The following is an 18,896-nucleotide window of genomic DNA, read 5'->3' on the forward strand; positions in this document are numbered from 1 at the left end:
GCGCAGCGGTCGATACCGGCGCGGCGAGGGTGGGAGCGGCGGCGATCGGTTCGTGACCGCTCCCAGGATATCGCGGCAGACGTTAGAAAACCTGCGCCGCACCCTCGTTCCGCTTCGGCGCGCCCGGTACGCCGGCCTCCGTATCCGCCCGGTCGGCAGCACGCTTGTCGAGCGCCCGCTCCACCACCTTGGCGAGGCCGACCATGATTTTGTCGAGCTCGTAGTCCTTCGGCGTGTAGACGGCGGTGACGCCCATGTTCTTGAGCACCAACTCGTCCTCGGTCGAGATGATGCCGCCGACGACGACCGGGACGTGATCGAGCCCGGCCTCGCGCAGCTTGGCCTTCACCTCGCGCACCAGCGGCACGTGGCTGCCCGACAGCACCGAGAGGCCGATGACGTGAGCGCCGCGCTCCTTCGCCTTGGCGACGATCTCCGTCGGGGTCTGGCGGATGCCGTCGTAAGTGACGTCGAAGCCGACGTCGCGGGCACGCAGCGCGATCTGCTCGGCGCCGTTGGAGTGGCCGTCGAGGCCCGGCTTGCCGACGACGAGGCGGGGCGTCTCGCCCAGCCGCTCGCCGAGATCGGCGATGAGCAGACGGGCATCTTCCGCCGCCCCGGAGGTGACGGTCTGCAGCGTCACGCCCGTAGGCGCGCGGTACTCGCCGAACACCTCGCGCAGGCGCTGGCCCCACTCGCCGGTGGTCACGCCCGCCTTCGCGGCAGCGATGGAGGGCGGCATGATGTTGGTGCCTGAGCGCGCGGCCTGTTCCAGATCGGCGAGCGCCTGGCCGACCGCCCGGTCGTCGCGCTTGGAGCGCCACTCGCGGATGCGGCCTTCCGCTTCCATCTCGACCGTCTCCGAGACGGTGAAGATCGCGCCGTCCCCGGCCGTCAGCGGCGAGGGTTCGCCCTGCTGCCACTTGTTGACGCCGACGACGACCTGTTCGCCCTTCTCGATCGCCGAGATGCGCCGGGCATTCGACTCGACCAGCGCCCGCTTGAGTTCGCCCGCCTCGACCGCCGTGACCGCCCCGCCGATCTCGGCGATGCGGGTCAGCTCGGATCGGGTCTGCTCCTTGAGCGCCTCGACGCGGGCCTCGATCACCGTCGAGCCGTCGAAGATGTCGTCGTATTCGAGCAGGTCGGTCTCGAAGGCGAGGATCTGCTGCATCCGCATCGACCATTGCTGGTCCCACGGGCGCGGGAGGCCGAGCGCCTCGTTCCAGGCCGGGAGCTGCACCGCGCGGGCGCGGGCGCGCTTGGAGAGCGTCACCGCCAGCATCTCGATGAGGATGCGGTGGACGTTGTTCTCGGGCTGCTGTTCCGTCAATCCAAGGGAATTGACCTGCACGCCATACCGAAAGATCCGCTTCTTGGCGTCGGTGATGCCGTAGCGCTCCTGGGCGATCTCGTCCCACAGCTCGGCGAACGCCCGCATCTTGCAGATTTCGGTGACGAATCGCATCCCGGCGTTCACGAAGAACGAGATCCGGCTGAAGACGTCGGAGAAGCTCGCCTCGTCGAAATCGGGGTCGTCGCGCACCGTGTCGAGCACGGCGATGGCGATGGCCAGCGCATAGGAGAGTTCCTGAACCGGCGTCGCCCCCGCCTCCTGCAAATGGTAGGAGCAGACGTTCATCGGGTTCCACTTCGGCACGTTTCTGGTCGTGAACAGGATCACGTCCTTGGTGAGCCGAAGCGAGGGCGCGGGCGGGAATACGTAGGTGCCGCGTGAGAGATACTCCTTGATGATGTCGTTCTGCGTGGTGCCCTGGAGCGCGGCGAGCGGCGCGCCCTGCTCCTCGGCCACAGCGAGATAGAGCGACAACAGCCACGGCGCCGTGGCGTTGATCGTCATCGAGGTGTTCATCTGCGCCAGCGGGATCTGGTCGAACAGGGCCCGCATGTCGCCCAGATGCGCGATCGAGACGCCGACCTTGCCGACCTCGCCGCGGGCGAGTTCGTGGTCCGGGTCGTAGCCGGTCTGCGTCGGCAGATCGAAGGCGACCGAGAGGCCGGTCTGACCCTTGGCGAGGTTGCCGCGATAGAGCTTGTTCGACTCTGCCGCCGTGGAGTGACCCGCATAGGTGCGGATGATCCACGGCTTGTCGCGCTTGACCTCGGCAACGCTCGCTTGCGCGCTCATCCCACTCGACTCCCTGTCCGATGCGATCGCACGCCTCGAGGCGCGGCTGTTGGCCGGCACCGTAGCGAAGCCGCTGCGCCGCGTCATCTGGGAGAAAGGTCGAGGATCGACGTCGCTGCTGTTGGAAAAACTTGAGGGGACGTGAAGCGGATTTGTCGTGCGGCATCCGAGCGGATGGCGGAGGGCGCCGATCGAGTGCCAATGATCCTTCAACTCTACGGCGACAGATGCATCGCATCGTTGCAGAATCGAATGGCTCCAAGCTCGGCCTCGCGCGTTGGGCCCGCAACGCTCGCACGGCTCACCGCCGGTTGCGACGCTCGCCCATAGAGGCATCAGCAAGGAGAAGCACGCGATGGCAGACCAGAGCCCGCGCCTGACGACGGCGTTCGGTAACCCGGTTTCCGACAACCAGAACTCGCTCACCGCCGGCCCGCGCGGGCCGGTGCTGATGCAGGACTACCACCTCATCGAGAAGATGGCCCATTTCAACCGGGAGCGAATTCCGGAGCGGGTGGTGCACGCCAAGGGCTACGGCGCCTACGGGACGTTCCGGCTGACCAAGAGCCTCGCCGAGTTCACCCGCGCCAAGGTGCTGACCGAACTCGGCAAGGACGTGCCGATGGTGGCGCGCTTCTCCACCGTCGGCGGCGAGTCCGGCTCGGCCGACACCGCCCGCGACCCGCGCGGCTTCGCCCTCAAGTTCTACACCGAGGAGGGCAACTGGGATCTCGTCGGCAACAACACCCCGATCTTCTTCGTGCGCGACGCGATCAAGTTCTCCGACTTCATCCGCACGCAGAAGCGCGATCCGCGCACGCACCTTAAGCCGCATTGGCGCCGCTGGGACTTCTGGAGCCTGTCGCCGGAGGCGATCCATCAGGTGATGTTCCTGTACTCGGATCGCGGCACGCCGAAATCGGCGCGCTTCATGAACGGCTACGGCTCGCACACCTTCTCGCTGTGGAACGACCGGGGCGAGCGCCACTGGGTGAAATTCCATTTCCACACCAAGCAGGGCGTCCAGAACTTCTCCGCCGACGAGGCCGACGAGGTGGCGGGCAAGGATCCGGACTACTCCGCCGCCGATCTCTCGACCGCCATCGAGAAGGGCGACTTCCCGAAATGGAAGGTCTCCATCCAGCTCATGCCGGAGTTGGACGCCGATACTTACTCCATCAATCCGTTCGACCTCACCAAGGTCTGGCCGCACGGCGATTATCCGCTGATCGAGATCGGCGAGATGGAGCTAAATCGCAATCCCGAGAACTACTTTGCCGAGATCGAGCAATCCGCCTTCGAGCCCTCGAACGTGGTGCCCGGCATCGGTTTCTCACCGGACAAAATGCTGCAGAACCGGGTGCTCTCCTACGCAGACGCGCACCGCTACCGGCTCGGCGTGAACTACCAGCAGATCCCGGTGAACCAGGCGAAGAACGCGTCCGTCCAGACCTATCACCGCGACGGCGCCATGCGCACCGACGGCAATCACGGTGCCCAGGTCGATTACGAGCCGAACTCCTTCGGCGGTCCGAGGCAGGACCCTTCCTTCAGCGAGCCGCCGCTGCGGATCCGGGGCGATGCCGGCCGCTATGGCTGGCCGGGCGACGACGAAGACCTCTACGGTCAGCCCAAGCTGTTCTGGACCAAGGTGCTCGACGAGGGCGGCCGCCAGCGGCTCGTGGAGAACATCGTCACCTCCATGGGCGACAGCCCGCGCAACATTCAGGAGCGGATGATCGCCCATTGGTTCAAGGTGCATGAGGATTTTGGGCGCGGCGTCGCACAGGGTCTCGGCATCGACACCGCACGGGCCGCCGCCGAGTAGTCATCTCAATGTTATTTTGAATTCAGAGGTGTCGGCCGTGGCCGGCGCCTCTTTTTTGTGCGGACGAGACAAACCGTTGCCTTTTAGGCCACTTGGAAGGCCGGAAACATCGTGCTTATAGCGTCGGCCAAGGTCGCGCGTTTCGTCACGCGCGAATCCAGAGAAACAGGGAGTGCCACGATGGCTGCAAGTGCAGCGCCGGCCTGGACCGGGCAGACGGCGGAAGCCAAGGACCTTTACGAGCTCGGCGAGATCCCCCCGCTCGGCCACGTGCCTGCCAAGATGTATGCCTGGGCGATCCGCCGCGAGCGCCACGGGCCGCCGGAGGAGTCGCATCAGCTCGAAGTGCTCCCCGTGTGGGACATCGGCGACGACGAGGTGCTCGTCTACGTCATGGCCGCGGGCGTGAACTACAACGGCGTCTGGGCCGGCCTCGGCGAGCCGATCTCCCCCTTCGACGTGCACAAGGGCGAGTACCACATTGCCGGTTCGGACGCGTCGGGCATCGTCTGGAAGGTCGGCTCGAAGGTGAAGCGCTGGAAAGTCGGCGACGAAGTCATCGTTCACTGCAACCGCGACGACGGCGATGACGAAGAGTGCAACGGCGGCGACCCGATGTTCTCGCCCTCGCAGCGCATCTGGGGCTACGAGACCGGTGACGGCTCCTTCGCCCAGTTCTGCCGGGTGCAGTCGCGCCAGCTCATGAAGCGGCCCCAGCACCTGACCTGGGAAGAGGCCGCCTGCTACACCCTCACCCTCGCCACCGCCTACCGCATGCTGTTCGGCCACGCGCCGCACACCGTGCGTCCGGGACAGAACGTGCTGATCTGGGGCGCCTCCGGCGGTCTCGGCGTGTTCGGCGTGCAGCTCTGCGCGGCCTCGGGCGCCAACGCCATCGCGGTCATCTCGGACGAGTCGAAGCGCGACTACGTCATGAGCCTCGGGGCCAAGGGCGTCATCAACCGCAAGGACTTCGATTGCTGGGGCCAGCTGCCGAAGGTGAACAGCCCTGAGTACAACACCTGGCTCAAGGAAGCCCGGAAGTTCGGCAAGGCGATCTGGGACATCACCGGCAAGGGCAACGACGTCGACATCGTGTTCGAGCATCCCGGCGAGGCGACCTTCCCGGTCTCGACCCTGGTGGCCAAGCGCGGCGGCATGATCGTGTTCTGCGCCGGCACCACCGGCTTCAACATCACCTTCGACGCCCGCTACGTCTGGATGCGCCAGAAGCGCATCCAGGGCTCGCACTTCGCCCATCTCAAGCAGGCCTCGGCCGCCAACCAGTTCGTCATCGACCGGCGCGTCGATCCCTGCATGAGTGAGGTGTTCCCCTGGGACAAGATCCCGGCCGCCCACACCAAGATGTGGAAGAACCAGCACCCGCCGGGCAACATGGCGGTGCTCGTGAATTCGACCCGCGCAGGCCTGCGCACCGTCGAGGACGTGATCGAGGCCGGGCCACTCAAGGCGATGTGAGCCCGTCAACCTAACGAAAAAGCGCCCGCGCTTCCCTTTGGAGGCGCGGGCGTTTTCGTTTCGACCCTCAGCGCACTCGGTCGATCGCCCGCTGCGGCGTGCCGATGGTGGTGTGGAACGGCCGTTCGCCGCTGCCTTTCTCGAAGGCGACGATGCTGTCGTAGACGTGAATCGCGCCGATGCTCCGGCCGATCTCCTGCGCGCCGCGATCGTGATACCAAGCGTGCATGTCGTCGATGAACGCCTTCGTCATCTCCAGGAACGTGCCCCGGCGGCGGTAGCCACCCTCGTAGTCGCGCCAGTACGCGGTGTGCAGGTCTTCGGCGACGTAGAGTCCGTCCTGCGCCAGGAGCGGGAACAGCGTCTCGAAGGTGACGCGCTGGTGGCTCGCGACGTGGCTGCCGTCATCGAGGATGACATCGACGCCGCCCATCTCCTCAACCACGGACCGAAGGAAGGCGGGATCGGCCTGCGAGCCGATACGGACTTGCGCGGCGCGGCCGTCAAACACCGCGCAGCGCGGATCGATATCGATGCCGTAGAGGATGGCAGAGGGGCCGAAGAAGCGCCGCCAGAGATCGAGGGAACCGCCCTCGTAGACGCCGATCTCGAGGAAGCGCAGCGGTCGCCCGTCCGGCCTGCCGTCGCGGAAGGGCGCGAACAGCCGGCTGTAGATCGGCAGGAAGTGGTTCCACTTGTTGATCAGGTGGTCACCGTCATAGCCGTAAAACAGCTTTGAGAAGGCGTCGTCGCCCCGCGTCTTCACCTCGGCCAGATCGCGATAGAAGTCGTTGGCCGGGCTGTCGCGAAACAAGCCGGCCGATTTGGCGACGGACTTGAGTGCCCGCTTGATCTGCGGATGGTTCTGTAGGGCTTGTCTGAGGAACGTCATGCCGAGAGGCGGCCCGGTGCGGTTATCGAGGTCGCGCGCACGAAGCACGACCCGGCGCGGCTCGTAAAGCCGGCCGGGTCTAAACGATCACGAGAGCCGTCCGACGTCAGGCCTCGCCGCGGGCGACGAGCGCCTCGTATTCCGGGACTTCGAGGCGGCCTTCCCTCGCGACGCGCGCCTTGTCCTCGTCGCTGATGACGTCGCCGGCGAGGTCGAGCCGCTTCCAGGCGGCGAGTGGCGTCTCGCGGTCGGGGCGGGGAACGTACTTGTTCTGCTCGAGCTTCTTGTACTTGTGGATGTAGCGCGGGCAGTTGACCCAGATCTTCGTGACATCGACGCGCACGAGATACTTCGCCTCCGTGTAATCGGCCATCAGCGGATCGTCGCGGAGCAGCGAGGCATGTCCTTGGACCCGGATGCGGTGCGGCGTCTCGAAGTCGATGAACAGGAGGCCGATCTTGGCCTGCCCCTCGATGTTGCCCATCGAGTAGAACATCCCGTTGCCGTCGAAGCCGGGGAAGACCAGCGTGGAGCCATCCACGACCTTCACGAAGCCGGTCGGGCCGCCCTTGTAGGAGACGGTCGGCATGCCGTCGGGATCGACGGTCGAGAGGAAGAACATGTCCCGCGAGCCGATGAACGCGGCTTCCTCCGGCTGGATCGTCTCGTGCACCCAATCCTCGTCGAGGCGCACGGCGAGCTTGGTCGTGCCGAATTCCTCCTGGAGGGCGCGGTGCGCCTCCGAGTAGAGCGATGCCATATGCGTCTCCTCCGGGGCCGATTGCTTCGGGCCTCCTCGGGATGCGTTTAAGGCAAAGGCATGAGGGTGCAAACGGGGCCGCAAAAAAGGCCGGTCACGCTTGCGCGAACCGGCCTCTTTCCACAACGGTGGAGGCCGAGCAAAGCACGGCCTCCCGATCCCAAATTAATTCTTGGACTTGTCGACCAGGGCCTTCTCCGAGATCCACGGCATCATGCCGCGGAGCTTGGCGCCGACCTCCTCGATCGGGTGGGCGGCGAGCTTGGCGCGGGTGGCCTTGAACGAGGTCTGGCCGACCTTGTTCTCCAGCATCCAGTTGCGGGTGAAGATGCCCGACTGGATGTCGTTGAGGACGCGCTTCATCTCGGCCTTGGTCTCCGGCGTGACGATACGCGGGCCGGTGACGTACTCGCCGTACTCGGCGGTGTTCGAGATCGAGTAGTTCATGTTGGCGATGCCGCCCTCGTAGATGAGGTCGACGATCAGCTTCACCTCGTGCAGGCACTCGAAATAGGCCATCTCGGGGGCGTAGCCCGCCTCGACCAGGGTCTCGAAGCCGGCCTTGATCAGCTCGACGAGGCCGCCGCAGAGCACGGCCTGCTCACCGAACAGGTCGGTCTCGCATTCTTCCTTGAAGGTGGTCTCGATGATGCCGGCGCGGCCGCCGCCATTGGCCGAGGCGTAGGAGAGGCCGAGGTCGTGGGCGTTGCCCGAGGCGTCCTGGGCGATGGCGATCAGGGTCGGCACGCCGCCGCCCTTGAGGTACTCGCCGCGTACGGTGTGGCCGGGGCCCTTCGGGGCGACCATGAGCACGTCGAGGTCCTTGCGGGGCTCGATCAGGTTGAAGTGCACGTTGAGGCCGTGGGCGAACAGGAGCGCGGCGCCCTGCTTCAGGTTCGGCTCCAGCGACTCCTTGTAGATGTCGCCCTGCAGCTCGTCCGGGGTCAGCATCATCACCACGTCGCCCCACTTGGCGGCGTCGGCGACGTTCATCACCTTGAAGCCCTCGTGCTCGGCCTTCTTGGCGGTGGCAGAGCCCTCGCGCAGGGCGATGACGATGTCCTTCACGCCCGAATCGCGCAGGTTGAGCGCGTGGGCATGGCCCTGGGAGCCGTAGCCGACGATGACGACGTTCTTGCCCTTGATCAGGTTCAGGTCGGCATCGCGATCGTAATAGACGCGCATGGTGGTGTCCTCTCTCGTGTCGGTGGTTTCGGTTCAGGGTTTCGCCCGGCCGTAGAGGGCCAGGAACTGCTCGACGGCACGGGCCGCGTCGCTCCGGATCCCGGCGGCATCGAGATCGAGCGCGTCGCCGAGAAGAAGTCGGATCTGAATATCGCGGCCGACCAGACCGAAGAAGGTCCGGAAAGCCGCCTCGCTGTCCTCGAAGACGAGGAGACCGGCTGTGCGGCCCGCCTCCAACACCGGCTTCACCCGCTCGCCGATGGCAAAGCGCCCGTTGGCCAGCACGATGCCGCCGAGAGTGCTCTTGCTGGACCCCGCATCGGCGATGGCGATGCGGTTGAGCGCAACCGAGGTCGGGCTGGTGATGACCGCGAGCCAGGTCTCTGCGAAATCGAGCAGGTTCTTGCGCAAGGCGACGGCGTCCAGCCCGCTCACGTCGTAGCGGCCGGCATGGACGCGCGAGGCCTGCCAGCGCACCGTCGCGGTGAGCAGGCCGTCACGGTCGCCGAACCAGCGATAGAGCGTCTCCTTCGAGCAGCTCGCCCGGCGCGCCACCGCGTCCATGGTCAGCGGATCACGTCCATCGACCATCAGCGCCAACGCGGCATCCAGCACCGCCTGCTGGCGGGGGGTGGGCGTTTCGGCTGAAAGCTCGTCGGTGATGAGGGGGCTCGCCTGCATGTTCCGCTTGCTGGGCAGTACCGTACCGTACGGTACGCTCGTCTAGCCGACCCGGCCGCGCGCGACAAGCGGGGTAGCCTATATCGCGCTGTTCCTCGTACCGTCACGTTTCTGTCGCCGTGATGCGGAACCCGCTTGCCGAGCGCCCGGCCTCGGCGTATACGGCCCTCCGTCGCCACAGCGACGCCCGTGCCGCCCATCCCCGCGGTGGCACGTCGGGGCTCGGGTGCGTAGCTCAGCGGGAGAGCATTCGCTTCACACGCGAAGGGTCACAGGTTCGATCCCTGTCGCGCCCACCACGCCCCCCATCGAACGTCGATCGTTCTCCAGCACAAATCTCGCTCGTTCCGCTGCTGTCGGATATTTGACCCGCGCACGTCCGCGTGGTCGGTTAGGCGGCGATTCGCATCATTTGTGGGTTCGCGGAGACCGCCTGTTGCCGATCCTCATCATTTTCACCGCCGTCGTCGCCAGCGTTTTGATTTGGCTCCTGCGGGCCCATTACACGGTCAAGCAGCTCAAGGAGATCGATCAGGACACCAAGGGGCTTCAGCGCAAGGCGAAGTCGGTGTTCGAGGGCTTCGTCGGGACGCCATTGCAGCGGGTGAACGACGTGCGGCTCGCGGCCGTGATCCTGATGATCCAGATCGTGCGCACCGGCAGCCCGATCACGGCATCCGAGAAGACCCGCATCTTCGAACTCATGGAAAACCCGCTGGAGATCCAGACGATCTCCGCGACCTTCGAGCGGGCATGGCGCTACACGCAGGAGCGCCGCCCGTTCTCGCTCGTCGCCGATCCGCTGCTGCCGCTGTTTCGCGAGAAGCTGACCGGCGAGGAGCGGATGCAGTTCGTGGACATGCTGACGAAGGTCGCCTCCGCCCATTCCGCTCCGAGCGAGCTGCAGCGTGAGGCCTTGGCGCGGTTGAAGCGGCGGCTGATCGCCGGCAGGCCGGAACTGGCGACAAGTCGCGCCGGCAACTTCGGATAGGACGCGACGTCGCTCGAACGAAAAAGGCCGCCCCGAAGGGCGGCCTATCGTTGTCCCGCGTTCAGAGCGGGATGTTGTCGTGCTTCTTCCAGGGCTGCTCCATCTCCTTGGTGCGCAGCATCCCCAGCGCCCGCGCGATGCGCTTGCGGGTGGAGTGGGGCATGATCACCTCGTCGATGTAGCCGCGCTCCGCCGCCACGAAGGGCGAGAGGAAGCGGTCCTCGTATTCCTTGGTCCGCTCGGCGATCTTATCCGCGTCGCCGATCTCGGCGCGGAAGATGATCTCGACCGCTCCCTTGGCGCCCATCACGGCGATCTGCGCCGTCGGCCACGCGTAGTTCAGGTCGGCGCCGACATGCTTCGACGCCATGACGTCGTAGGCGCCGCCGAAGGCCTTGCGGGTGATGATGGTGACGAGCGGCACAGTGGCCTGGGAGTAGGCGAAGAGCAGCTTGGCGCCGTGTTTGATCAGACCGCCATATTCCTGCGCCGTGCCCGGCAGGAAGCCTGGCACATCGACGAAAGTGACGATCGGGATCGAGAAGGCGTTGCAGAAGCGCACGAAGCGGGCCGCCTTGCGGGAGGCGTCCGAATCGAGCACGCCTGCCAGCACCAGCGGCTGGTTGGCGACGAAGCCGACGGTGCGGCCCTCGACGCGGCCGAAGCCGGTGATGATGTTGCGGGCGTAAGCTGCCTGGATCTCGAAGAAGTCGCCCTCGTCCACCACGCGGCGGATGAGTTCGCCCATGTCGTAGGGTTTGTTCGGGTTGTCCGGGATCAGCGTGTCGAGCGACTTGTCGAGGCGGTTGACGTCGTCGAAGCTCTCGATCTCCGGCACGCCCTCGATGTTGTTGGCGGGCAGGAAGTCGAGCAACCGGCGGATCTGGAGGATCGCCTCGACGTCGTTCTCGAACGAGCCGTCGGCGATCGAGGATTTCGAGGTGTGAACCTTGGCGCCGCCGAGTTCTTCGGCCGTGACGACCTCATTGGTGACGGTCTTCACCACGTCGGGACCGGTCACGAACATGTAGCTCGTGTCGCGCACCATGAAGATAAAGTCGGTCATGGCCGGCGAGTAGACGTCGCCGCCTGCGCACGGCCCCATGATGACCGAGATCTGCGGGATCACGCCGGACGCCGCGACGTTGCGGCGGAACACCTCGCCGTAGCCGCCGAGTGCCGCCACGCCCTCTTGGATGCGGGCGCCGCCGGCATCGAAGATGCCGATGATCGGCGCGCGCATCTTCAGCGCCATGTCCTGGACCTTGACGATCTTGGCCGCGTGCGCCTCGGAGAGCGAGCCGCCGAACACCGTGAAGTCCTTGGAGAACAGGAAGACGGTGCGTCCGTTGACGGTGCCCCAGCCGGTGACGACGCCGTCGCCGGGGATCTTCTGCTTCTCCATGCCGAAATCTGTGGAGCGGTGCTGCACGAACATGTCGAATTCCTCGAACGACCCGTGGTCGAGCAGGAGTTCGATACGCTCGCGCGCTGTGAGCTTGCCGCGCTTGTGCTGCGCCTCGAGCCGCTTTTCCCCGCCGCCGAGACGGGCCTGCGCGCGACGCTCCTCAAGCTTCTCGAGAATGTCCTTCATGGTGCTGGCGAGACTCCCTGGGGATCGAAATCGTTTTTTGAATGCAGATCAAAGCGTAAGAGCTTGACCTTGCATCGATCGATCGCCCTTAGCACGCGTTCCCGCCCTCGGAAACGGCCTGCGACGCAGCGGGAGCATTGTGCTTTTCTCCAAAAGCAGGTGGACCGCTTTTGGGGCGATGCTCGGCCGAAGCCAATCCATGTGTCTTATCGTCGAGAGGGTAGCCCCGGCGCGAGGGCCGGGACCACACGTTGTTATACAAATCGCGTTGATCCCTTCGGGATGGCGGATTTGGGATTCGGCTGGATCCCGTCGCGCTGGCGCGATGGGTCCCCTCCTCAGTCGCCGCGCGGGCTTGCTGATCCCGTCCCCGCTCGGATCAAGCGGAAACGGTATCAGAGATTCGCTCGAAACGAATGCCCGTCCTCAGCCCTTCTTGATCAGCGGCGCCGGCTCGACCGGTGAGGGCGGGGGTTTGGTCGCGCAGGCGGCGGCACTCAAGGTGAGCACGGCCGTGATGGTGGCGAGGGCGATCCGCCGGGTGTCGAGTCGAAGGGTCGGCACGTTCGTCTCCAAAGTTGGACGATGCCAAAACTGGAACACGAGCAAGCCATGCCGATAGTGCAATGAAGTGACACTTCGACTTAATAGGTTCAGGATATTATAATCGCTTCAAGAAAATGCATGGTGCCTCAACAGTGATCGCACCCGCATCATTCATGTGCAGGCGGCCGTTCAGTTGGGTCGCTGCGCCACCATCGTCGCGGTCTCGAACTCCGTCCGGCGGTGGGCGAGACGCGCCTCGGCTTCCGCATCGCGGCCCCAGACGCTCGCCTGATAGGTCTCGTCCACATGAGCCGCCGCCCAGGCGTCGTCCGCGCTTAGGCGGCCATGTAGGACGGCCAGAGCGATCACGAGGGAGCCGGTCAGCGTCGTGAGCGTGTGAAGGGCCGCGAGGCGGAAGGGGTCGTCCACCGCTTCGATCGCGGCACGCAACGCCGCCACCGAGCCCTCCGGTTGCTCGACATGCATGACCCCCTCGGCGAGGAACAGCCGCGCGCCCAGCGTCTCGGCCACCCAAGCCACGAGCGGATCCCAGGCCTCGGCCTGCATCGCGACGAGGCGTTCCGGCGCCCCGGCCCGGTAGGCGACAAGATCGGTGCCGGCAAAGGCGGCCAGATCCTCCGCGACCGCGGCGCGACGTTCCACCACGCCGTCGATCGTGGTGTTCACGAGGCGGGTCAGCGGCATGGTGCGCGGGTCGATCACTTCCGCCTGCGCCTCCCATTCCCCCGCGAGCGCTTCGCCCAGCACCCGGTCGGGCACGACCAGCGGTCGGCGGCCCGGTGTGTTGGCCCCGCGCCCGTCGAGGACGAGGCGGAAGCCGCCCTCGGTCTCCGTGAGGCCGGCCTGCGCGTAGAAGCGCTTCGGCAGAGTCGGCCCCGTACCGGAGCGAGAGGCTTGGACGCGGTCGGGTCTTCCGTTCTCCCCGGGTTCGCCCAGCCAATCACGGGTGACGTCGTCGCCTGAAGTGCTCATGGTCCGCAGATAGGATTTCTCATCGCCGCGCGCGAGTCTCCGGCGCGACGGAGGATGCGCCTATTGGGTCGCGAGCCGTTCCGTCACCGGGCCGGGCTGCGAATCGTCCAGGGGGCCGGAGAACAGGTCGCTCAGAGTGGCAGCCGAATCGACCACCGTCACCGCACCCGCGCTGAACAGGGCGCCGGGCGTGTGATAGCCCCAGCCGACGCCGATGGCGGCCACGCTCGCGCTTCGGGCCATCATCATGTCGAAGGTCGTGTCGCCGATCATCACGGTCATCGACGGCTCAGCGCCGGTCTCGGCCATGGCCTGAAGCAGCATGGCCGGATCGGGCTTGGAGGGGGCGTCGTCGGCGGTCTGGATCGTGGCGAACCAGCGCTCCCAGCCGTACTTGTCCACGAGATGATCGACGCCCCGGCGCGACTTACCGGTGGCGATGCCGAGCTGTATGTCGTCACGGCGGTGCAGCCGCTCGACCAATTCGGCCATTCCGGGAAACAGCGGCTCCTCATAGTCGGGATCGACCCGCAACGCCTGGAACGCCTTGCGATAGCTGTGCGCGAGCGATTCGATCGGCCCGGCCTCGCCGACGAGGCGACGGAACGCTTCGGGCAGGGACAGCCCGACGACGGACAGCGCCTCCTTGCGCGGGGGCGCCTCCAAGCCATGCTCGGAGAAGGCGCGATGCTGCGCCTCCACGATCAGGTGCTGGCTGTCGATCAGGGTGCCATCGACATCGAAGACGATCAGCTTGAGCACGGCCGGAGCGCCCCGTCGGCTCATGGCCTGCGAGCGGGCGCCGGCTGCGAGGCCGGGCGCCGCTCGTAACCGAGGCGGCAGCGAACGAGGAAGCGTCGTCGTGCGCCGCCGGACAACCTGCGGCGGTGCGATTCGCGGTTACAGGCGGCGTAGGAGATGCGGCGTCGGCGCTCCGACGCCCGCACACCCTGACCTGCCGGTCGCGCCGCCGGTGCCGTCTGAGACGGGGGAGGGGCCGCCGAGTGGGGGGCGCCCTGGAGCTGTACTTGCGACTGTCCCTGGGGCTGCCCCGGCGCCCCATCGCCGGGAGGCGCCGCGCCGGCCGGCGCGGCGGCCCAGAGCAGGCCGGCCAGCGCGACGGACAACAGGGTAAGGGGCCTCATGCGATCCTGAACCTCGTTGTACCGGGCCGCGGCAGGGGAGGGGCTTCGGGCAACCCCGACCGTAGCCCGTCGATCCGAACTTCGGCACCGGGATTCCGGGCCTGAAACGCGGTGCCGATAGAAGCACCTCGCGATGCCCTCGTCCACGCAGCAGGCTGACGAAGCGAGAGTTATGGCAACAGGGCTCGGTTCCAAGGCTCTCTTCGCTTTCGTGAAGAGACTTGGATCCTTCAGGCTTCCGGTGCTTCGACGATCGGGTCGTAGCGGGCCGCATCGAAGCCGAGCAGGTTCCAGCTCTGCGCCATGTGCGGCGGCAGCGGGGCGCTGACATCGACCGGCTGGCCGGTGCGCGGATGCGGGATCACGATGCGGCGGGCGAGAAGGTGCAGGCGGTTCTGAATGCCGCCGGGCAGCTCCCAGTTCTCCACGTCGAAGTATTTCGGGTCGCCGACGATCGGGTGGCCGATATGCGCGGCGTGGGCTCGCAACTGGTGCGTCCGCCCGGTGACGGGCTTCAGCGAGAGCCACGCCAGCTTCTGCGCCGCCTGATCGACCGTGGCGTAGTAGGTGAGCGCGTGGCTGGCGCCCTCGTCGCCGTGTTTGGCGACGCGCATCCGCGCATCGGCATCGGTCGGCTCGTCCTTGACGAGATAGGTCGAGACCCGGCCCTGGCGGGTGCGGGGCACGCCCGCCACCAGCGCCCAGTAGATCTTGCGCGCGGCACGGGAGCGGAAGCTCTTGGCCAGGGTCGCGGCGGCGAGCCGCGTTTTGGCGACGATCAGGCAACCGGCGGTGTCCTTATCGAGGCGGTGGACGAGGCGCGGGCGTTGCCCGTCCGGCCCGGTCAGCGCCTCCAAGAGACCGTCGACGTGGCGCACAGTGCCCGTGCCACCCTGCACGGCGAGGCCGAACGGCTTGTTGAGGATCATCATGTCCGCATCCTCGTAGAGGATCAGCGAACGCAGGAATTCGGCGTCTCCGTCGATCTTGGCGGCGCTGCGCGGCCTCTCGGTCGGCTGGTCGAGCTTGAGCGGCGGCACCCGCACGCTCGAACCCGGCTCCAGCCGGTCGCTCGGCTTCACGCGCTTGCCATCGACCCGCAACTCGCCCTTGCGGACGATGCTCTGCACGCGGGTAAAGGGAAGCTGCGGGAAGCGAGCGCCGAGAAAGCGGTCGATGCGCATCCCGGCCTCGTCGGAATCGACGGTCAGCGTCTGCACGCCGCTTGCCAGCGTCGCCGATGCCGCGGCCCGCTGCTCGCGGCGCGTCGGTCCGGACGGAGCCTCCGCGGGTGGCGCCTGGGCCGGGTCAGGCTTTGCAAAGGATGGTTTGGCAGAGCGGGGCTTGGCGCGCGGCGCTTCTGCTTTCGGTGCGGCGGCTTCGGGTACGCGCTTCGGGCGCGGCGCGCTCTCACCGGCCGCGCCGTCATCCCAGGGCGAGCGTTCGGCGGCATCCTCGCCGCGATTGCGGGCGGCGCGCTGCGCGGCGTCTTTGGCGGAGCTGCGCGGCCCCGTGCCGGCGCGCGGCGCGAACCCGCCGGGTCCGCGCTTTGCGCCGGACCCGCGATGTGGTGGACGTCCCTTCATGTGCCGCTGCTATCACCCTGAGATGACGGCGCAAAGCGCTGCGGGCGGTTGCAAGGCAGAATCCCTGTCCGCGACCGCGTGCAACGCATGGCGACGAGCCTCAGCGCCCCGTGGCATGGGAGCCGCGAAACATGGCGATTTAGTTCGAACTGTCGAGAGAGCCCGGCATAGGTGAAGATGCCGCGGGCTTGTTCCGCACCGGGGTGATCGCGTCAGGCCGCGAGCCGCGCCGCCTCCAGTGTGAGGCCGAGTCCGACCGAACCGAACGTATCGCCATCGACCACCCGCGCCCCCGGCACGCAGGCGGTCAGTGCCGCGCGGACATGCGGCAGGCCGGTCGAGCCGCCGGTGAGGAACAGCGCGTCGATCCGATCGGCCGTCAGCCCGGCTTGATCGAGGCAGCGGTCGATCCGCTGTGCCATGCGCCGCGCGAGGTCGTCGGTATGTCCGGCGAGCCGTGAGCGGTCTACATCCGCAGCCAGGCCCGACTCGACCCATTCGAGATCGACCGTGCCGGCCCCCGCATCGGACGCCGCGATCTTGGCCCCCTCCACCGCCATGGCGAGGGAATGCCCGCGCTCCGCCTCGACGACGGTGCGTAAACGCGCCACGAGTTCCGGCCGGGCGGCGTCGCGCACCACCTCGTCGATCTCGCGCAGGGTCTTGGGATTGTAGAGCCGGTTGATGCTCGACCACGTGGCGAGGTCGTGGAAGTACGCGTTCGGCACGGCGAGGTCCGCCCGCTTCATCGGGCTGCCGAGGCCGAGAAGGGGCATCACCGCGCCGAGGCTGAGGTTGCGGTCGAAATCGGTGCCGCCGATGCGGATGCCGTCATTGGCCAGGATGTCCTCGGCCCGCTCGTCGCGCCGATGCCGCTCGGGCGAGAGCCGGACGATGGAGAAGTCGGACGTACCGCCGCCGATATCGGCGATCAGCGCGATCTCCTCCGACGTCACCGTGCGCTCGTAATCGAGCGCGGCGGCGATCGGCTCGTACTGGAAGCGGACGTGGCAGAAGCCGATGCTCTCGGCGATCTGCCTCAGCGTGTCCTCCGCCTTGCGGTCGGCTGCCGGGTCGTTGTCGACGAAGTGGACCGGGCGCCCATGCACCACGGTGTCGAGTTCGACGCCGGCTTGCGCCTCGCCACGCGCCTTCACCAGGGTGAGATAGCGGGCGATGACATCGCGGAAGCGGATGCGCTCGCGCCCGACCGGCGTGGTCTCCTCGATCAGGGGGGAGCCGAGCACGGATTTGAGCGCCCGCATCAGGCGGCCGGGCGTGCCCTCGACATAGGCCTCGATCGCCTCCCGCCCGATCTGCGCCTCATGGCCGGGCGCGAAGAAGATCGCGCTCGGCAAGGTACGATGTGTCCCTTCCAGCGGCACCAAGGTCGGACGGACGTCCGTGCCGATCCCGAGGGTGGTGTTGGACGTGCCGAAATCGAGGCCGCAGGCCGCCATGGGACCGGATCGCTTGGATTCTAAGGGGAGGGCGGCCCCGTTACGGCCCCCGGCCTCAGAGTGCAATCCCAGAAGCGACTGCCCGGCAATCTCGTTCGACCCATTCCTAAGCCGCTCCGAGATAGCGGCGGCGCAGATGCGCCAGGAAATCCTCTGCCCCGAGCGGCTTTCCGGTCGCGGCGGTCAGCAACATGTCGGTGTCCATCAGGCTCGCCCGGGCATGGACGTTTTCCCGCAGCCAGCCGCGCAACTGCGAAAAATCGCCCTCCGCGAGCGCCGGGCGGATGCCGGGATGGGCGGCGCAGGCGGCCTTGAAAAGCTGCGTGGCGGCCAGCGCTCCGAGGGTGTAGGTCGGGAAGTAGCCGAAGCTGCCGCCCGGCCAGTGGATGTCCTGAAGGCAACCGTGCCGGTCATCGGGCACGGTGAGCCCCAGCAGCTCCTTCATGCCGTCATTGAAGGCGCCCGGCAGGTCGGCGACCGCGAGATCACCGGCGATCATCGCCGTCTCCAGGCGGTACCGCAGCAGGATGTGGGCCGGGTAGGTAACCTCGTCGGCATCGACTCGGATGAAGCCCGGCTCGACGCGGGTGTAGAGGCGGTGCAGGTTCTCCGCCTCCCAGGCCGGCCCTTCGCCGCCGAACGCCATGCGCAGGGTCGGTGCGAGGAAGGCGCAGAACTCGGCCGAGCGACAAGCCTGCATCTCGACGAGCAGCGATTGGCTCTCGTGCAGGCTCATGCCGCGGGCCTGCCCCACCGGTTGGTGGCGCCACGCCGCCGGGCGGCCCTGTTCGTAGAGCGCGTGGCCGGTCTCGTGCAGCACACCCATCAGCGCTCCGGTGGCGCTCGCCTCGTCGTAGCGGGTGGTGATGCGGACGTCGTCGGTGGCCCCGCCACAGAACGGATGCAGGCTGACATCGAGCCGTCCGCGCGTGAAATCGAACCCGACGGCCCGCATCAGCCCCAGACCGATCTCCCGCTGGATCGCCACCGGAAACGGACCCGGCAGCGGCAGGGGAGGGGCGTCGGCCGCCTGCCGTTCGCGCACCGCGACGACCAGATCCGGCAGGACGGCGCGCAGCGCGTCGAAGATCGGATCGATGCGGGCGCGCCGCATACCGGGGTCGTAGCCGTCCAGCAGCGCATCGTAGGGCGCAAGGCCGAGCGCCGCCCCCTTGGCCTCGCCGACACGGCGTCGCAGTTGCAGCACCTCTTCGAGATGCGGACGCAGGCGCGCGAAATCCGAATCGCGCCGCGCCTCGCGCCAGACCATCTCACAGCGCGTCGCCGCTTTCGACGCCGCCGCAACGAGATCGCCCGGCACCGCCGCCGCATGGGCATAAGCCCGGTGCATCTCGCGCAGGTTGGCCCGCTCCCATTCGCCGAGGTCGGCCTCGGTCGCCGCCGCGTCGAACCGCTCCGCGTTGCGCGGGTCGGTGAGGATCTCGTGGGCGAGCACGCTCAGCACGGCCAGCTGTTCGCCGCGTGTTTCGGAGGCGCCGTCCGGCATCTGCGTCTGCGTGTCCCAGCCAAGGATGCCGCTCGCATCCTCCAGCGCGCCGAGGCGGGCGAAGGTGGCGGTGAGCGCGGTGTAGGCCTGCATGATCGGT

The 18,896-nt window shown here is 67.1% G+C and carries 15 protein-coding genes and 1 tRNA gene; 4 read left to right on the forward strand and 12 right to left on the reverse strand.

Annotated elements, in window-relative coordinates:
* Positions 1 to 82: 82 nt before the first annotated feature.
* The gene (locus J2W78_RS03060) at positions 83 to 2,149 is read right to left on the reverse strand and encodes a protein meaA (RefSeq protein WP_253367960.1); all 2,067 of its coding nucleotides are present in this window, start codon (positions 2,147 to 2,149) and stop codon (positions 83 to 85) included.
* A gap of 355 nt (positions 2,150 to 2,504) precedes the next feature.
* Here J2W78_RS03060 and J2W78_RS03065 point away from each other — a divergent pair, with 355 nt between their 5' ends.
* Both J2W78_RS03065 and ccrA read left to right on the forward strand, forming a co-directional pair.
* A complete protein-coding gene (locus J2W78_RS03065; RefSeq protein ID WP_253367962.1) occupies positions 2,505 to 3,977 on the forward strand; it encodes a catalase in 1,473 nt (490 codons plus the stop codon).
* Between the two features lie 180 nt (positions 3,978 to 4,157).
* Complete coding sequence (gene ccrA, locus J2W78_RS03070) at positions 4,158 to 5,456, forward strand: crotonyl-CoA carboxylase/reductase (RefSeq protein ID WP_253367964.1); 1,299 nt, start codon at positions 4,158 to 4,160, stop codon at positions 5,454 to 5,456.
* 67 nt (positions 5,457 to 5,523) lie between these two features.
* Here ccrA and J2W78_RS03075 read toward each other — a convergent pair whose 3' ends face one another.
* The 4 genes from J2W78_RS03075 to J2W78_RS03090 all read right to left on the reverse strand — a co-directional run bounded on the left by J2W78_RS03075 (position 5,524) and on the right by J2W78_RS03090 (position 8,974).
* Complete coding sequence (locus tag J2W78_RS03075; protein WP_253367966.1) at positions 5,524 to 6,396, reverse strand: class I SAM-dependent methyltransferase; 873 nt, start codon at positions 6,394 to 6,396, stop codon at positions 5,524 to 5,526.
* Positions 6,397 to 6,454: 58 nt separating this feature from the next.
* A complete protein-coding gene (locus J2W78_RS03080; RefSeq protein ID WP_253367968.1) occupies positions 6,455 to 7,108 on the reverse strand; it encodes a pyridoxamine 5'-phosphate oxidase family protein in 654 nt (217 codons plus the stop codon).
* 165 nt (positions 7,109 to 7,273) lie between these two features.
* The gene (gene ilvC / locus J2W78_RS03085; protein WP_056246484.1) at positions 7,274 to 8,293 is read right to left on the reverse strand and encodes a ketol-acid reductoisomerase; all 1,020 of its coding nucleotides are present in this window, start codon (positions 8,291 to 8,293) and stop codon (positions 7,274 to 7,276) included.
* Between the two features lie 33 nt (positions 8,294 to 8,326).
* Entirely contained in the window at positions 8,327 to 8,974 is a 648-nt protein-coding gene (locus tag J2W78_RS03090; protein WP_253367970.1) for a TetR/AcrR family transcriptional regulator, read from the reverse strand.
* 224 nt (positions 8,975 to 9,198) lie between these two features.
* Between J2W78_RS03090 and J2W78_RS03095 the strand changes: the two genes are divergently transcribed.
* Both J2W78_RS03095 and J2W78_RS03100 read left to right on the forward strand, forming a co-directional pair.
* A tRNA-Val gene (locus J2W78_RS03095) sits at positions 9,199 to 9,273 on the forward strand.
* A 137-nt stretch (positions 9,274 to 9,410) separates the two neighbouring features.
* Positions 9,411 to 9,965 (forward strand): TerB family tellurite resistance protein, encoded by a 555-nt coding sequence (locus J2W78_RS03100; RefSeq protein ID WP_253367972.1) that lies wholly within the window; start codon positions 9,411 to 9,413, stop codon positions 9,963 to 9,965.
* Between the two features lie 61 nt (positions 9,966 to 10,026).
* Here the strand turns inward: J2W78_RS03100 and J2W78_RS03105 are convergent, their stop codons facing one another.
* The 7 genes from J2W78_RS03105 to J2W78_RS03140 all read right to left on the reverse strand — a co-directional run bounded on the left by J2W78_RS03105 (position 10,027) and on the right by J2W78_RS03140 (position 18,889).
* Positions 10,027 to 11,559 carry an acyl-CoA carboxylase subunit beta gene (locus J2W78_RS03105; protein ID WP_003597263.1) on the reverse strand — a complete coding sequence of 511 codons (1,533 nt, stop codon included), beginning with the start codon at positions 11,557 to 11,559 and terminating at the stop codon, positions 10,027 to 10,029.
* 426 nt (positions 11,560 to 11,985) lie between these two features.
* Entirely contained in the window at positions 11,986 to 12,123 is a 138-nt protein-coding gene (locus J2W78_RS03110) for a hypothetical protein (protein ID WP_253367974.1), read from the reverse strand.
* 171 nt (positions 12,124 to 12,294) lie between these two features.
* Positions 12,295 to 13,098: an ATP12 family chaperone protein gene (locus J2W78_RS03115; RefSeq protein WP_253367975.1), complete on the reverse strand. Its 804-nt coding sequence runs from the start codon at positions 13,096 to 13,098 to the stop codon at positions 12,295 to 12,297.
* 60 nt (positions 13,099 to 13,158) lie between these two features.
* Positions 13,159 to 13,860, reverse strand: a complete 702-nt coding sequence (locus J2W78_RS03120) for an HAD-IA family hydrolase (RefSeq protein WP_253373948.1) — start codon at positions 13,858 to 13,860, stop codon at positions 13,159 to 13,161.
* Between the two features lie 613 nt (positions 13,861 to 14,473).
* Positions 14,474 to 15,829 carry an RluA family pseudouridine synthase gene (locus tag J2W78_RS03130; RefSeq protein WP_253367979.1) on the reverse strand — a complete coding sequence of 452 codons (1,356 nt, stop codon included), beginning with the start codon at positions 15,827 to 15,829 and terminating at the stop codon, positions 14,474 to 14,476.
* A gap of 212 nt (positions 15,830 to 16,041) precedes the next feature.
* Positions 16,042 to 17,289, reverse strand: coding sequence for an Hsp70 family protein (locus J2W78_RS03135; protein WP_253367981.1), 1,248 nt, complete (start codon positions 17,287 to 17,289; stop codon positions 16,042 to 16,044).
* Between the two features lie 106 nt (positions 17,290 to 17,395).
* On the reverse strand, positions 17,396 to 18,889 hold the full coding sequence (locus J2W78_RS03140; protein WP_253367983.1) for a carboxypeptidase M32: 1,494 nt from the start codon (positions 18,887 to 18,889) through the stop codon (positions 17,396 to 17,398).
* Between the last annotated feature and the right edge of the window lie 7 nt (positions 18,890 to 18,896).

This window comes from Methylorubrum extorquens (assembly GCF_024169925.1).
Lineage (GTDB): Bacteria > Pseudomonadota > Alphaproteobacteria > Rhizobiales > Beijerinckiaceae > Methylobacterium > Methylobacterium extorquens_A.